This window comes from Planctobacterium marinum (assembly GCF_020687805.1).
Classification (GTDB): domain Bacteria; phylum Pseudomonadota; class Gammaproteobacteria; order Enterobacterales; family Alteromonadaceae; genus Planctobacterium; species Planctobacterium marinum.
On the sequence record NZ_JAJEWQ010000001.1, the window covers coordinates 611,296 to 624,995 of the forward strand.

At 45.8% G+C, this 13,700-nt stretch carries 14 protein-coding genes; 5 read left to right on the forward strand and 9 right to left on the reverse strand.

All coding sequences use genetic code 11. The features are described from left to right. Positions 1-54: 54 nt before the first annotated feature. Entirely contained in the window at positions 55-2,076 is a 2,022-nt protein-coding gene (locus LJ740_RS02815) for a HAMP domain-containing methyl-accepting chemotaxis protein (RefSeq protein ID WP_229527537.1), read from the reverse strand. Positions 2,077-2,375: 299 nt separating this feature from the next. On the opposite strand from LJ740_RS02815, the gene fur reads away from it, so the two are divergent. Further along, entirely contained in the window at positions 2,376-2,795 is a 420-nt protein-coding gene (gene fur / locus LJ740_RS02820; RefSeq protein WP_229527538.1) for a ferric iron uptake transcriptional regulator, read from the forward strand. Between the two features lie 95 nt (positions 2,796-2,890). Here the strand turns inward: fur and alr are convergent, their stop codons facing one another. The 3 genes from alr to LJ740_RS02835 form a co-directional block, all read right to left on the reverse strand. Next, on the reverse strand, positions 2,891-3,982 hold the full coding sequence (alr, locus tag LJ740_RS02825) for an alanine racemase (RefSeq protein WP_229527539.1): 1,092 nt from the start codon (positions 3,980-3,982) through the stop codon (positions 2,891-2,893). 254 nt (positions 3,983-4,236) lie between these two features. After that, entirely contained in the window at positions 4,237-5,088 is an 852-nt protein-coding gene (locus LJ740_RS02830; protein ID WP_229527541.1) for an alpha/beta fold hydrolase, read from the reverse strand. Beyond that, positions 5,085-6,137, reverse strand: a complete 1,053-nt coding sequence (locus LJ740_RS02835; protein WP_229527543.1) for an AraC family transcriptional regulator ligand-binding domain-containing protein — start codon at positions 6,135-6,137, stop codon at positions 5,085-5,087. The genes LJ740_RS02830 and LJ740_RS02835 overlap by 4 nt, the downstream gene beginning before the upstream one ends. A gap of 144 nt (positions 6,138-6,281) precedes the next feature. Between LJ740_RS02835 and LJ740_RS02840 the strand changes: the two genes are divergently transcribed. The 3 genes from LJ740_RS02840 to LJ740_RS02850 all read left to right on the forward strand — a co-directional run bounded on the left by LJ740_RS02840 (position 6,282) and on the right by LJ740_RS02850 (position 8,711). Continuing rightward, on the forward strand, positions 6,282-7,346 hold the full coding sequence (locus LJ740_RS02840; protein WP_229527544.1) for an alkane 1-monooxygenase: 1,065 nt from the start codon (positions 6,282-6,284) through the stop codon (positions 7,344-7,346). A 70-nt stretch (positions 7,347-7,416) separates the two neighbouring features. Further along, positions 7,417-8,136, forward strand: coding sequence for a rhomboid family intramembrane serine protease (locus tag LJ740_RS02845; protein WP_229527545.1), 720 nt, complete (start codon positions 7,417-7,419; stop codon positions 8,134-8,136). A 77-nt stretch (positions 8,137-8,213) separates the two neighbouring features. Beyond that, the gene (locus LJ740_RS02850) at positions 8,214-8,711 is read left to right on the forward strand and encodes a GNAT family N-acetyltransferase (RefSeq protein WP_229527546.1); all 498 of its coding nucleotides are present in this window, start codon (positions 8,214-8,216) and stop codon (positions 8,709-8,711) included. Positions 8,712-8,718: 7 nt separating this feature from the next. On the opposite strand, the gene LJ740_RS02855 is transcribed toward LJ740_RS02850, so the two are convergent. The 3 genes from LJ740_RS02855 to LJ740_RS02865 are packed head-to-tail and all read right to left on the reverse strand — an operon-like array spanning position 8,719 to position 9,895. Continuing rightward, positions 8,719-9,012: an ArsR/SmtB family transcription factor gene (locus LJ740_RS02855; protein WP_229528027.1), complete on the reverse strand. Its 294-nt coding sequence runs from the start codon at positions 9,010-9,012 to the stop codon at positions 8,719-8,721. 10 nt (positions 9,013-9,022) lie between these two features. Continuing rightward, the gene (locus LJ740_RS02860) at positions 9,023-9,454 is read right to left on the reverse strand and encodes a DUF6691 family protein (protein WP_229527547.1); all 432 of its coding nucleotides are present in this window, start codon (positions 9,452-9,454) and stop codon (positions 9,023-9,025) included. A 9-nt stretch (positions 9,455-9,463) separates the two neighbouring features. Next, complete coding sequence (locus LJ740_RS02865) at positions 9,464-9,895, reverse strand: YeeE/YedE family protein (RefSeq protein ID WP_229527548.1); 432 nt, start codon at positions 9,893-9,895, stop codon at positions 9,464-9,466. Positions 9,896-10,067: 172 nt separating this feature from the next. Between LJ740_RS02865 and LJ740_RS02870 the strand changes: the two genes are divergently transcribed. Next, the gene (locus LJ740_RS02870; RefSeq protein WP_229527549.1) at positions 10,068-10,595 is read left to right on the forward strand and encodes an Hcp family type VI secretion system effector; all 528 of its coding nucleotides are present in this window, start codon (positions 10,068-10,070) and stop codon (positions 10,593-10,595) included. A 94-nt stretch (positions 10,596-10,689) separates the two neighbouring features. Here LJ740_RS02870 and lysS read toward each other — a convergent pair whose 3' ends face one another. Both lysS and prfB read right to left on the reverse strand, forming a co-directional pair. Further along, entirely contained in the window at positions 10,690-12,231 is a 1,542-nt protein-coding gene (gene lysS / locus LJ740_RS02875) for a lysine--tRNA ligase (RefSeq protein ID WP_229527550.1), read from the reverse strand. Between the two features lie 19 nt (positions 12,232-12,250). Next, positions 12,251-13,349 (reverse strand): peptide chain release factor 2 gene (gene prfB, locus LJ740_RS02880; RefSeq protein ID WP_229527551.1). Its coding sequence is split into 2 segments (ribosomal slippage): positions 12,251-13,273 and positions 13,275-13,349, totalling 1,098 coding nucleotides; the frame shifts between segments, so codons are not numbered across the junction. Between the last annotated feature and the right edge of the window lie 351 nt (positions 13,350-13,700).

The following is a 13,700-nucleotide window of genomic DNA, read 5'->3' on the forward strand; positions in this document are numbered from 1 at the left end:
TTGATAACTCAAAAAAGGGAGCCTCGCTCCCTTTTTTGTTTTCTGACACCTAAATTAAACTTTAAATCGCGTTACCGCGTCCTGCAATTGCGCCATCAGGCAATTGACTTCTTCGGTCGCTGTATTCGACTGTTCTGTCAGTGCTGCGCTGTTATCCGCCAGATCAACAATGGTGTTCAAACGTTTCGATACATCATTAAGCACCCTGTCCTGTTCGCCTGAATCTTTCACAATGCGATGATTCACGTCTGACAGTTCTTCGATAATATTTGTGATCTGAGAAACCTTGCTGTTTACTTCGCGGATCATTGCCACACTCTTATCTGACAACTCTTTACCTTCTTCAATAGTCCGTACAGCTTTATCAGCATCAGATTGCAAACTGCCAATCATGGTTTCGATTTCTTGTGTGGAATTCTGTGTCTTTGTCGCCAGGGTTCTAACTTCATCCGCCACAACGGCGAAGCCCCGGCCTTGCTCACCCGCCCGGGCCGCTTCGATAGCGGCATTGAGTGCCAGTAAATTTGTTTGCTCAGCAATACTCTTAATCACATCCAGGATGCCGCCGATATTGCGACTGTTTTCAGCCAGGTTTGAGATAACCTCCCGGGAATAATCTGCCTGCGTCGCCTGTTGCTGAATTTGCTTTTCACCCTGGGCAGCAAGCCCACTTGCCTGCGCGGATTGTTGTGCCACTTCATTGAGTTTTTCCATTCCCATGCGGATTTGCTCAACGTTATCCTGGCTACTTTTTCTGACTAATTCGGTACTTTCTGCAGTAAGGTGGATTTCCTCCCGCTGTTTATCCACTTTTTCAAGCGCTTCATGACCCAACTCTACAGTTTGCGCAGTTGCAGCATTTAATCCCTCCTGCTGTTCAAGGATATGTACCACCAACTGATGCAGGTTCTCTGAAAGTACATTAACCTGCTTCGATAAGTCACCAAATTCACAGTTGCTGGAAGCATCCGCCTTATGCGTCAGATCACCTGAGCTGATTACACGCAAGCTGCGGGCAATTCGGCCAATTGGCACAGAGATACTCTTGTAGACTACAAAGCCTGTGCCGACAGCCAGACCCGTGCCCAACAACATAATAATGACACCGATAGTGATGTTACTCTCGATAATCTCCAGTATTTCGTTCTGCCCGGCCAGGGTGCTGTCATTAACTTCGTCAAACAACGCTTTAAAATGCTCGATTGCCTGATCCAGGCTGGTTTCAGAGGCTGTTTTGGCCTGTTGTGCGCTGGCCAGTTTGTCCAGTTTAAATCGGTGCATAGCAATGACACCATTGCTGCCAAAAATCAGCGGCCTGAGTTTTGCCAGTTGTTCTTTGTAATCTTCTACTAATCCATCAGTATCTACCGACTCAGCGAGCCGCGATACAAACTGATCAGCTTCATCGATATTACTCATGGAAAACTCCATGGTACTGGCGATGTCTTCTGATACTTTGGGGTCCTGGGTAACAACCAATTCGTTCGTGGAATTAAGCAACGTAATCAGCAGCGTATCTATGTTGTTGCCGGCTCCCGCCAGACTCTTCAGGTTGTCGTCGCTCTCCGCACCCGGCATATACGCTAAATCCAGTAAGGGTGCGCTGGTATCATCCACTGCCAGCGAAACCTTGTCCATGTAGCTGATTATACTGTCCCGCTGATTTAAAAAACTCTGTCTTTCTAAATACATGTTTTTCGCATTCTGTAGGTAGGACTCCACTGAACGCTTGCCGTCACTCAAATAACGAAGCTGACCATCGCCCATCGGCATGCGCTGTAAATCGCGTAGCGTTCCTTCAAACTCACCGAGTAGTTCGTCGAATTGTGCTTTATTGCTATTAAGTGCTGACAGATTATCCAGGTAATAACCGCTTAAAGACGCTTTGCCCAGATTGAGCAACTGGGTTTGGATTTTCAGAACCTGACTTTGCAGAGGCATTTTTTCATTTATCACCGACTCAGATGACTCGCGAATATCCGAAAGGCCAACATATGACATGACATTGGTGATAAACAACACAAAACCCAGCAAGATAAAGCCGAGAATTGTTTTCGCTACTACTGTAAATCGCATATCTTTCCTTGCCTCATTATTTTTCTAATTGGCATTCAATCGGTTAGGTTTGTATCGACCAAACCCAGGTTACCCTTTAATGTTGCCTTCGGGCCTGAATAAACATGTTCCAACATAGGGCTTTAAATCTCTGATTTTCTTAGCATACTCTCTTAATTCTAGCCTAGTATAGCGCCATGTGGTACAACCAGTTAACTTGTTTTTAACAAATAGCCAATATTTTTATTCTGAATACCCCCCTTTCAATCCTGTAGAAGTCACTTATAATAACGATAATTAATGTCTGAAAAGCCAAGAACATGGATCAAAATCAAGAACTAAAGAAAGCCGGCCTGAAGGTTACGCTGCCCCGTCTAAAGATACTGGAAATTTTAAAAGAACCGAAAAATCAGCACATTAGCGCAGAAGATGTCTATAAGATTTTGTTAGAGCAAGGCGAAGATATTGGCCTGGCGACTGTGTACCGCGTATTAAACCAGTTTGATGATGCGGGTATCCTGGACAGACACCACTTCGAAGGTGGTAAATCCGTATTTGAAATCAGTGATAAAAATCATCACGACCATCTGGTTTGCCTTGATTGCGGTAAAGTCATTGAATTTGAAGATGACGTTATCGAAACCCGCCAGAAGGAAATCTGTGAAGCGCATGGTATTAAACTAACCAACCATAGCTTGTATCTATATGGCAGATGTATTGACGGTAAATGTAATCACTAATTCGCTGTCTAAGCAGATTAGTGATTACAGGTAGGATACTACTCTTAATCTGTTAAATATTTACCCCAAGGCTGGCCGATCAGGACCAGCCTTTTTTACGTCTCCGAAAGGATATAGGTTTTCGGTACACGCAGCGGCATTCGGGTAACCAATTCATAACCAATAGTATCAGCCCAACGTGCCACTTCGTTTGCACTTAACGATTCCCCCCACAGAGTTACCGTATCGCCCATTCTCACTTCCGGAATATGCGTAATATCAATACTCAGCATATCCATGGAAACCCTGCCCGCCAAACAGGCTCGTTTTCCTCGCACTAACACCGGGGTGCCACTTTTGGCATTCCGGGGATATCCGTCACCATAGCCTATTGCCACAGTCGCTATGCGCGAAGGTTGCGGTGCCTCCCACGTACTGCCATAACCAACGCGTTCGCCTTTATCAATAGTGCGTATCGCAATGATTTTTGACTGAAGTGACATGACTGGTAGCAGTTTATCTGCCTCGGGATGCGGAACGTCGAAAGGTGACAAGCCATAAAGCATTATGCCGGGCCTGACAAAATCACTGCGCCCCTCGTCCCAGCCCAGGATAGTGCCGGAATTCCCAATACTGGTTGAAATATCACTGGCTCCGGAGGCGATGATGTGTTTTTTAACCTGTTTAAATATCGCCAGTTGCTGCGCAGTGTATGGTTCATCCAGTAAATCTGCGCTGGCCATATGGGTCATCAAGGTGACCAGGTCTCGCGTTTTATTTGATTGTTTTAAGCGCTGATACAAACGCAAAGCTGAATCGGGATACACGCCAAGCCGATGCATTCCGGTATCGATTTTAAGCCAGGCCGATAAGGGTTTAGTCAGCGACTGCTTTTCCAAAGCATTAACCTGATACTCACTGTGAAATACAACCGAAAAATCAAAGGCTGCAGCCTGGGCTAACTCGTTTTCACTGAAACAGCCTTCCAGCAATAAAACCGGGCGTGTTAGCCCGGCATCCCGTAAATGCATGGCTTCTTCAATACTGGAAACCGCAAACATTTCCACCCGGTCCTGGATAGCAAACGCCACTTCCACAGCACCATGTCCATAAGCGTTGGCTTTTAACACGGCAACGATTTTGCTTAGCGGGCTGCTCTTTTTAGCAATGGCCAGGTTATGGCGCAGAGCATCAAGATTAATTGTCATAGAAGCTGGGCGAGACAAGACTGTTTATTCCCTTACTAAATAGGTACGCTGCGAAAAACTAAGAAACGAATTACTTATTTGAGTCCGATTGCTGTTTTGAGCACTAATTCTGTGTCACCCGGGGCTCAATGAACGCGCAGTAACTGAATTGCGATTGTAACAGTACAACCCGGCCTGATGAAATACACCATCGCGATTTTATATAAAATCGACATTCAGACAGCAGAAGCTGAATGTCTTTACCGCTCACAGGTTCATTTTTGCACAGCGTCAGATTCCCAGCCATTCAGTGTCTGGGTAATTAATCCGGCGGTCATTTGAGGCTTTTCCAGGGGAAACATATGGCCCACGCCCTTAATTAACTGATGTTCCATTGCAGGCTGTTGCTTTAGCAAGCGCCGCACCATCGGCGGAAAGCAGGCATTAGTATGTTGTGCAGTAAAAAGCTTAGCAGGAACGCTTAGTTTGTTACTGAATAAGTTCAGATTGTGAGGAATATTTCTAAAAATCGCGGTTTCAACTTCTGCATGATAGGCCAGTTTGGCTCCCTTGCCTTCCGCCCTGATAGCTGAGGATACATAATCTTGTACACATTCAGGGTCAAAATTCCGGAATAACGCTTTGGGTTTAAAGTATTCCAGTACCTGCTCTTTATCATCCCAACTTACCTTGCGAATTTTAGATTTTCCCGATGGGGTTAATTTATCAATCAAAGGCGTTTTTTTGAGAACCCGAAATACGTGACTCATCATTCCCACCATGATGGGAGGATCTAACATTATCAGCCCTTTTACCAAATCAGGTCGTTGGCAACTGGTTAAAAAGGAAATCACACCACCAAAAGAATGCCCCACTAAATATACGGCTTCCTGACAGTTGTCCTGCAAATAACAAATTAACTCATTCACCTGATTTTGCCAGTTGTCGTTAACCGGGAATCGTTTGTCATGGCCGAATTTTTCATGGGCATGTATCACAAAATTATCCGGGAAAAACTGCCATAACTTTTTATAACTGCTGGCCGGAAACCCATTCGCATGGGCGAAATGCAATGTAACAGGTTTAGCGATATCTGTCGGAATCAAATTGTGTTCAGTGTTATTCATGGTGTTGTTGCTTTATCCAGTATTTGCTGGCGAAATTGAGTGGGTGTCAGGTTAAACCAGGTTTTAAAGGCTCGCCGAAAGTTTGCTACATCGTCGTAGCCTAATGCCCAGGCAACTTGCTGTATGGTCATAGCGGACTCCGACAAATATTTCTCTGCCTGCGTTTTTTTGTGAGTTACCATTAAATCCCGAAAGCTGGTACCTTCAGCGATTAGTCTGCGGTGTAAGGTGCGGGGTGTTACGAATAATAACTTCGCCACGTCCTGCAATGCCGGCACGCAATGCTGTTCCTGTTTTAATATAGCCTGCACTTTATGTTGCCATGATTCAGGTATGTCCGTGCTAATCTGCTTTAACTGCTGTTCAAACTGACGGGTTAATTGTTTGAGCGCCATCTCATCGGCCTGACTAAAATGGTGGTGAAGCCATTGTTTCTCCAGACCAATTACGCAGTCATGAGCGGAAAAGTACAGTGAAGTCGGCAGGTGGTGCTGAAAACTCGCGATGTAATCGGGTTTAGCAAAGTCAAAGTGAACGGCTTTGATAACCGCTGCCATGCGATCCTGCCCGGCCAGAACAGTAAACAGCTTGGCCAACGAAACCGCTACAGTTTCACAAAACGCCTGGTGCAAAGCCTGATTTTCAAAGGTGGAGCAAATTTGGATATTCAAACTGTCGGATGTTTCTTCAATCGCAGTTTTAATAAAACCGCTTCGGGTACTGATGTATTTATTCAACAGCCTGGTCGCCTGAGCCAGATCCTCGCACAACAACAAACCATACCCCAGTAAACCATGGCTTCCTATCCCCAGCATTTCTCCCAATCTTAATCCGATATCAGGCACCGGTGACAGACGCAGCGCTTCTTCGACAAGTTGCTCATATTGTCGACGAGGGAGCCACAACGAGTCATCTTCCAACAGTTTTGGCGATGCTTCACACTCTTTTAGCCACTGCAAAGCATCAATGCCCATTGCCTGAAGTAATTTACCAATGTGCGTTATGTAATGTGCCGGGACGTACAAACTAATTCGCGGTGCTTTTATCACTATGACAGAAGCACGTTATGCCGGTTATTGTTGACCTTGTCAATAAATGACTCCCCTTTTGTCACAAGTACACCTCCCCACAAGGCTGGCTGTTAGTTCAATATCTGGCGGTACCGGTTTTACTGTTACTTTGAGAAAACGTGCATGCACTATTTAAAATTTTTTCTGTTTCACTTTTACGCGCTGGTTGGAATTGTGTCTCTGAGTCTGGGAGGCATGTGGATTGTTGCGGGTTTTCTTTTCACCCTGATGTCCATTATTTTGGGAGACCTGATGTTGGGTGATGATTTATCCGAGCCTGCACCCAAAGCGAACGTGTTTTATCATTGGCAACTCTGGAGCGCATTACCACTATTATCAGTGCTGATTTTCAGTGCCATTTGGCAACTTGCCCGAGCAACAGGGGAAATTGACTTAATCTGGTGGGTAGCCGTTTTTTATTGTGGGCTACTGACAGGCACACTGGGTACAGTCACTGCCCATGAGTTAGTGCACCGGAAATGGGGAAGCACAGCCCACAGCATCGGACGTTGGTTACTGGCATTCAGTTTTGATAGTAACTTTGCCATTGAACATGTTTTTGGTCACCATATCAACATCGCAACCACACAGGACGCCGCCAGTGCTCCGCGCGGCAGAAACGTCTACCAGCACATGGTGATATCCACAATCCAGGGCAATATCAGTGCATGGAACATAGAAAAAAAGCGGTTGTTGCGAACAAACACAGCCGTATTGTCGCTGCAGAATCGATTTATTCACGGGGTGATATTGAGTCTGATATTAATGCTGATCAGTTATGTATTGGGGGGATTATCCGGTCTACTGTTCTTTGTATTATCAGGCGTTATTGCCAAAAGTTTGTTGGAGATTGTCAACTACATGGAACACTATGGTCTGGTGAGAGTTCCCGGAAAACGCGTATTTCCCAGACATTCATGGAATGCCAATAACAAAATTAGCAGCTGGTCACTGTTCAACTTAACCCGACATTCGCATCACCACGCCAATGCCAATGTGCCCTTTCAATACCTTAAACCGATGAAAGAGGCGCCTTTGATGCCCACCGGTTATCTGGGCACGTTGGGCCTGACTCTGGTTCCTCCATTATGGTTTTACCTAATGAAACCCAGGCTGGCAGCATGGGATGAACAATTCGCCTCCCCGGAAGAGCGACAATGGCTGCTTAAACAAAATGAACAACACTAAAGCACAAAGTACTGGTATTTCCGGACAGCCACCCTATATCTTCCTTAATGATGAGTGATTGGAAATTAGTTTGTCTTCTGTAAAACCTGGTGCTTTAGTCAGTATTAAACAGGCTGCCATACCCGGCCTGTTGTTTGTAGTGAGTTTGTGGTGTATTAAAATTGCTGAGGTAACGCTGGGCGTCTCGCTCCATGAACTCGGTGTTTACCCGGGTAAACTTGCGGGGTTAGTCGGCATTGTCACGGGGCCTTTAGTACATGGTTCATTCGAACACCTCGCCAGCAATAGTTTGCCGTTATTACTGTTGCTGGGGGCGCTCTATTTTGGCTACCCCAACTCTAAATATTGGACTATCGCTATTGTCTGGATTGGTTCCGGGCTGGGTACCTGGGTATTTGCGCGTGAAGCGTGGCACTTTGGTGCCAGTGGTTTAACTCACGGACTTTTCTTCTACCTGCTGCTGGCCAGTATATTGCGGCGGGACAAACGTTCAATTGCCCTGATGATGATAGCATTTTTTATGTACGGCAGTATGACCCTGACTATCTTTCCCAGAGAGCAAGGGGTGTCCTTTGAATATCACCTGTTTGGCGCTGTTGCTGGCTTAGTAGCCGCTGTGTTTTTCCGCCGCGCAGATCCCAAGCCGGTCGAGCCACTATACCCCTGGGAAGAGCAAGACCAGGAGGATGAAGTGATTGGTGATGAATGGCAATTACCCGAACAACAAAACTCCCCAACACCGGATTCGCAAATATCGAACAATACTAATAAAGACAATAACTTACTCTAAAGACAGGTTCTATAAGTTGCGAACCCTGGCGGTTTGTCTCACACTTAGCACAGTTAAAATTGCAAATTGACAACACTATGTTTGAGGTTCGCCCATTTGTTAAAATGGATTTTGAATGTGTTCAGGCTATCTACCAGCAAGGCATTGATAGCGGTTTAGCCACCTTTCAAACTGAGGTCAAGTCCTGGCAGGAATGGGACGAGTCCTTTGTCCATTCCTGTCGCCTGGTGATCGTTAACGAAAGTAACCGGGTATGTGGTTGGGCAGCCTTGCCGCCGGTTTCCAGTCGATGTTGTTACGCCGGCGTGGCTGAGGTTACCGTCTATATGGCATCAGATGCCAGAGGCTTTGGCGGTGGCAAACAACTTTTGCAGGCGCTAGTCAATTGCTCTGAACAACAAGGGATCTGGACATTAAAAGCCGGTATCTTCGAACAAAACCTGGCCAGCATTGCGCTTCACCAAAAATGCGGATTCAAAACACTTGGCACCCAGGAACGACTCGGTAAACTGCATAACACCTGGATGAATGTGGTTGCAATGGAACGCCGTAGTCAGGTGGTAGGCATCGATTAACGCCTGTTTACTGGCAATACAATTGGTGCAATAAACTGACAATAGGGATCACCTTCTTATCTGCCAGTGAATAATAAATAGTTTGTGCGTCTCGCCTTGTACACACCAGGTTTTCCCGCCGTAAAAACGCCAGATGTTGAGATAAGGTAGACTGCGGTATAGTCACCAGCGCATTTAACTCAGAAACTGACTTTTCACCCGATTGTAAAATACATAGCAACAACAGGCGGTGTTTATTGGCCAGCATTTTTAGCATGGCGACCGCCTGCCCGGCATGTTGTTCCATTTCAGAAAAAGGCATGTTCATGAATTCATCCTTTTCCTGAATATCTCAGTGTGTCAAACACTTTCATACTGACAACCATCACAGTAACGAACACCAATAACCGCGGCTCCCCACCAGGTATGTTGGCCAATGCCGGACCAGGACACAACCCGGTTATTCCCCAACCGGCGCCGAATAAAACAGCCCCCCACAGCAAGGACTTGTCAGGTTTTTGCTGAACAGGCAGGTTAAAACCCGGTTCACACCAGGGTTTAGACAGCCTGGGTTTAACCATGAAATAACCAGCCCAATAAACTGTCAGCGCAGCTACCATAACCAACAATAAACTGGGGTCCCAGCTACCAAAGAAGTCTAAAAAGTTCTGAACCTTCAGCGGATTCACCATCTGAGACAGGAGTAATCCAATAGAAAAAGTCAGGCCCGATAAGAATGCCATCAAATTTGATACTTTTGTCATGGTTGTTTCCTATACCACCAGGTGGCGCATTAGCGCGACAGCAACAATGCCCGTTAGCATAAATACACAGGTAGCAATGACCGAACGAAGCGAAAACCGCCCAATACCACAGATACCATGACCACTCGTGCAACCGGCACCCATGCGGGTACCCACCCCCACTAAAACCGCACCAGTAATTATTTGCCACCAGGACAGTGATATTTCCGCAGGTAATTTAATCTGTGCGTAATCATACTGAAATGCATTGATTATCGCGGGGCCAGTCAGTAAGCCCAGAATAAACCAAACTGCAATACGGGATTGTTTTGGCGCATTGATAATATTACCCACTAAACCAGATACCCCCATTACCCGTCCATGAGCCAATAACAATATCACCCCGGCCAGGCCAATGAATACTCCCCCAACCATTGCCATCAACGGTGTAAATTCTGTCATAACCCACCCTATATTGTATTTTGTAAATATACGATATAATAACCCTGTTTAGCGATTAAGAAAAGTGCAGCTCCTTATTTTACGGCCTTCGCAGTCATAGCGGAGAATAGTTTTACAACGACGGTGATCTTTCCTATGCTGGATCGGTTAACCCCATCCAGAGGAAAAACAGTTGGATTTAGTTTTGCTAAAACCTGGACGTCAAGAATTAGCGGGAGCCAGCATGATTGATGGTGAACTGATGACGTCCGGCGAAGACTTGTCAGGATGTATCGAGCTTGTTTCCATGGGGTATGGTTTTAAACAACAAATGACCACCAATGTGAGTAATTCTGCCAGAACCTCAGGGCGTCCTGATATGGAAGATCTCAAAATCGTTAAATACATAGACAAAGCATCACCGCTCTTATACAAGCATATGCTATCCGCTACCCCAATTGACGATGGTATTGAACCGACTCAATTATTTTTATGCCGCAATGCCAACATCGATGGAGATGGCAATTCCATCATCGGTAATATAGTGACGGTTAAACTCTTCAACTGCATGATCAGCTCCATTGAAACCCAATCACATGCAAATGATATGGCCACAGAACAATTAACTCTCAACTTTACCGATATCGAATGGACCACATCAGAACAGGACAGTCAGGCAAACACCACAGGGAATTATGTGTTTTTCTGGAGTGAAACCTGATTTCATATTACAGGAATTAAAAGTCTTTTCTGCCGCGAATAAAAAAGGCGCTTTTCAGCGCCTGTTTTGAACGTTGTCGCATTGAACCGCGGGACTATTCAGTGACTTCCGGTTTCATGTGCGGGAACAGGATCACATCTTTAATCGTCGGTGAATCAGAGAACAACATCACCAGACGATCGATACCTATACCCTCGCCTGCTGTTGGCGGTAATCCGTATTCCAGGGCGCGAATGTAGTCGTCATCGAAATGCATGGCTTCATCGTCACCGGCTTCTTTTTCTTCCACCTGCTTTCTAAAGCGCGCCGCCTGATCTTCAGCATCATTAAGCTCGGAGAAACCGTTGGCCAGTTCACGACCACCTACGAAGAACTCGAAACGATCAGTGATAAAAGGATTGTCATCGTTGCGACGCGCTAAGGGCGACACTTCCCACGGATATTCAGTGATAAATGTGGGTTGCTCCAGCTTTTCTTCCGCTACCGCTTCGAAGATCTCACACAGGTATTTTCCTGGTCCCCAAATACCATCCACTTCCGGCTCTTTGATGTGCAACTGACGGGCTATGGCTTGTAAACCTTCCAGATTGTTTTCTGCATCATTAATGATGGCAGCATCCACTTCCGGGTAATGTTTGATAATAGCGTCTGCCATGCTCAAACGGGCAAAGGGTTCGCCAAAGTTGTAGATCACTTCACTGACAACTTCACCCTCTTCGTTTTTGGTAGTGTTGCGAATATCCGTAGTGCCTAATATATCCCGCGCTAAGGTACGCAACATGTCTTCGGTTAAATCCATCAAATCGTGATAATCGGCATAAGCCTGATACCACTCGATCATGGTGAACTCGGGATTGTGACGCGTTGACAGACCTTCGTTACGGAAGTTCCGGTTAATTTCGAATACCCGTTCAAAGCCACCCACCACTAATCGCTTCAGATATAGTTCCGGAGCAATACGCAAATACATATCAATATCTAACGCATTGTGATGAGTTACAAATGGCTTAGCCGTTGCACCGCCTGGAATAACCTGCAGCATCGGAGTTTCGACTTCCATGAAATCGCGATCGCTCAGGTAACGGCGAATGCCGTCAACAATGCGGCTGCGCATCACAAAGGTTTCACGGGTTTCCGGACTCATGATCAAGTCCACATAACGCTGGCGATACTTGGTTTCCTGGTCAGCCAGCCCGTGGAATTTTTCAGGTAATGGTCTTAGAGACTTCGTCAACAATTCGTAGCTTTCCATGTTGACATATAAGTCGCCTTTACCGGATTTATGCAGCGCTCCGCTGACACCGATTATGTCACCGATGTCCAGTTGGCCGTATTTCGCTTTTAAGTCCTTTTGCACATCTTTGGCGGCATAGGCCTGAATACGGCCTTTCATATCCTGTAAGACTAAAAAGGGGCCGCGTTTGGACATAATACGCCCAGCAACAGACACCTGAACGGCCAGTTCTTCCAGGCTTTCTTTATCGTGATCGCCAAAAGCCATTTGCAAATCGGCACTGTAGTTCTCTCTGCGAAACTTATTCGGGTGTGCATTCGCAGGACAATTTTCCCGAATAGTCGCCAGTTTGCCACGGCGTTCCGCGATTAATTTGTTTTCATCGAGTTGTTGCTCAGACATGTGTCTATAATTTCCTGATTTAAAGGCCAGATTTCAAGCTGGCCTGAATAAACTTATCCAGATCACCGTCCAGGACGGCCTGAGTATTTCGGGTTTCTACACCGGTACGCAAATCTTTGATGCGCGAATCATCCAATACGTATGAACGTATCTGACTGCCCCAACCGATATCCGATTTGTTATCTTCCATCGCTTGCTTTTCTTCGTTTTGTTTTTGCAACTCAAACTCATAAAGCTTCGCTTTTAACTGCTTCATGGCCTGGTCTTTATTCTTGTGCTGCGACCGGTCATTCTGACACTGCACCACGATATTGGTGGGTAAGTGAGTAATACGTACCGCTGAATCCGTTCGGTTTACGTGCTGACCACCGGCACCTGAGGCCCGATAGGTATCAATGCGTAGATCAGCCGGATTAATTTCAATTTCAATATCGTCATTGATTTCAGGGTAAACAAACGCTGATGCAAAAGATGTATGACGACGATTACCTGAATCAAACGGTGATTTACGCACTAAACGATGCACCCCGGTTTCTGTGCGCAACCAGCCAAAGGCATACTCACCACCAAAGCGAATTGTAGCACTTTTAATACCGGCCACATCCCCGTCAGACACTTCAATCAGTTCGGTTTTAAACTGATGTTCTTCACCCCAGCGCAAATACATGCGCAACAGCATATTTGCCCAATCTTGTGCTTCGGTGCCACCGGAGCCCGCCTGAATGTCCAGATAGCAATCATTGCTGTCATTTGGACCGGAAAACATGCGGCGAAATTCCAGCTCTTCTAACTTACCGATCATCGCGTTAAGTTCTTCCTGAGCTTCATTGAAAGTCTCTTCGTCTTCGGCTTCAATCGCCAATTCCAGAAGGCCTTCTACATCTTCAACGCCCTGGTCTAACTGCAAAATCGTATCCACTACGATTTCCAATGCAACCTTCTCTTTACCTAAGGCTTGCGCGCGTTCAGGCTCGTTCCATACATCAGGAGATTCCAGCTCCCGATTAACTTCTTCAAGGCGCTCTGACTTTACAGCAAAGTCAAAGATACCCCCTAAGCAGTTCAGTACGCGCTTTTACGTCTGCGATACCATTTTGCACAGGATTGATTTCAAACATATTTATTCTTTACTTACCTCAAAAACAGGGCCGGAATTCTATCTAATTTGCGGCGAATTGAACAGCGAACAATCTCTGGGAACAGGGTGTAATAGAAAATTATCAAACAAAAAGTACAAAATTCGACCTTTTGGTCAAAAAAAATTAACAATAATGCAAAAATGGCGCTAAAATACCTTCCCGCGTAAAGAAGCACTTCATCACGAAGCTGCCACACAAATAATGCCTTACAAAAACACCTTCCCGACAGCAAAGCCATCAGCATATTGCTAAGCCCGGAAGCCGTAGGCAACAAATAAAACATACACACAATCGCAACACCGGCCCAGATCTATGTGGTGTTGCAACGGA